Raw genomic sequence first — 1,711 nt, 5'->3', positions numbered from 1 at the left:
AGACCCGCGTCGTGAGACGCCGGCTATCCCAGAGAAGGAAACCCCCGGATGCTCCCCGACCACATGACCAACGCCGAACTTGACCGGCTTGCGGCTGGTCGTCCGGCGGTTCCGTCCCGAATTCACCTGATCCCGTTCGACAAGATTGAGATGGGGCGCGAGCGGCGATACCTGGTTAAGGGGCTTGTCCCCCGCGTCGGGCTGACCGTCGTATGGGGACCGCCGAAATCAGGGAAATCGTTCTGGACGTTCGACATGGTAATGCATGTCGCGCTTGGCTGGGAGTACCGCAGTCGCCGCGTCACGCAAGGCCCTGTCGTCTATTGCGCCTTCGAGGGGCAGACCGGCATTGAAGCCAGGGTCGAGGCGTTCCGGCAACGGTTCCTCCCCGAAGATCATGACCCGGTGCCGTTCTACCTGGAGCCGGCGACGCTGGATCTCGTGGGCGACCACAAGGAACTGGTCGCGGCAGTGAAGCGGCAACTTGCGGACGCACCGCCCGTGGCCGTGGTGCTCGACACCCTGAACCGATCGCTTAGGGGTTCCGAAAGCAGCGACCAGGACATGACCGCCTATATCCGAGCGGCGGACGCCATCCGCGACGCCTTCCAGTGCGCCGTCATCGTGGTTCACCATTGCGGAATAGACGGGACACGTCCGCGCGGTCACACGTCGCTGACCGGTGCCGTCGATGCTCAGCTAGCCGTGAAGCGGGACGGCGCCGATAACGTCATCGTGGAGTGCGAGCTAGCCAAGGACGGCCCGCAAGGCGACAGGATCGTCAGCCGGCTGGATATCGTCGAAGTCGGAACCGACGAAGACGGCGATGTTATTACGTCCTGTGTCGTCGTGGAGACGGATGCCGCGACCATGCCGACCGGACCGCGTGAGCCGAAGCTGTCAGCCAATCAAAAGACGATGCTGGGAATCCTATACGCGGCTGGAGCCGCCGGGCTCTCAGTCGAGGAGTGGAACGACAGGGCGCGAGATGCCGGTATCGGAGTGAAGCGCCGGGCCGACCTCGTTGATATCCGGCTAGCCCTTCAATCCAAGGGGCTTGTTCTAGAAGGCCAGCAGGGATGGTTTGCCAATCGGCAGACGACGGACGACTGACCGTTACGAGGGCGCGTTACGATGTTCGGGTTCTTATAGAACCCCGAACCGTAACGTAACGCCGTAACGCCCCGCTGGACCGTAACCGTAACGTAACGCGTAACGTAACGAGCCGTAACGCTGTGGCGGGATGGGACGCAGGCGGAATGAGGCATTCGAGAACGCGCAGACCGGACGGACCGAAAATCTACCGGTGGCGCACTCAGTGCATATCCTGCCCGTGTCTTGACGAATCAAGCGGTTTGTAACCGCTGAGCCCATTGCGTAAGTCGTTGAAAACTATAAGCGATAAAAATAATATTGACATTCGGCAGCGAAATGGGCCACAAATGGGCTACAAATCATAGCCCGTCGTGAGACGCGCGAAGCCCGAAGATGGAACCCGGATGCAGGCAGATACAGCCGCGACACCTGACATCTATGCTGACGATGCCCCCGGCAAGTCCGGGAACGGCAAGGCTCGCCTGCTGTCCATTGAAGACCTGGACGGCCGGACCCGTGCCAGCCGGCACTGCCAGCAGATACGCGACGAAATCCTCAATGACCTTGGTGGCGCCGACCAGCTTTCGACGCTTGAACGCCGGGCTGCCGAGCACGT

At 61.5% G+C, this 1,711-nt stretch carries 1 protein-coding gene and 1 pseudogene; both read left to right on the top strand.

Annotation, left to right across the window (positions count from 1 at the left end; genetic code table 11):
- Positions 1-48 precede the first annotated feature (48 nt).
- Positions 49-1,113 carry an AAA family ATPase gene (locus tag MUB46_RS24100; RefSeq protein WP_261618525.1) on the top strand — a complete coding sequence of 355 codons (1,065 nt, stop codon included), beginning with the start codon at positions 49-51 and terminating at the stop codon, positions 1,111-1,113.
- 386 nt (positions 1,114-1,499) lie between these two features.
- Positions 1,500-1,711 (top strand): annotated as a pseudogene (locus MUB46_RS24095) (hypothetical protein); the annotation flags it as partial.

It is taken from the genome of Microbaculum marinisediminis (genome assembly GCF_025397915.1).
Taxonomy (GTDB): Bacteria; Pseudomonadota; Alphaproteobacteria; order Rhizobiales; family Tepidamorphaceae; genus Microbaculum; species Microbaculum marinisediminis.
Note: the sequence above shows the minus strand (reverse complement) of the source record. Positions and strands in the feature narration are given on the sequence as shown.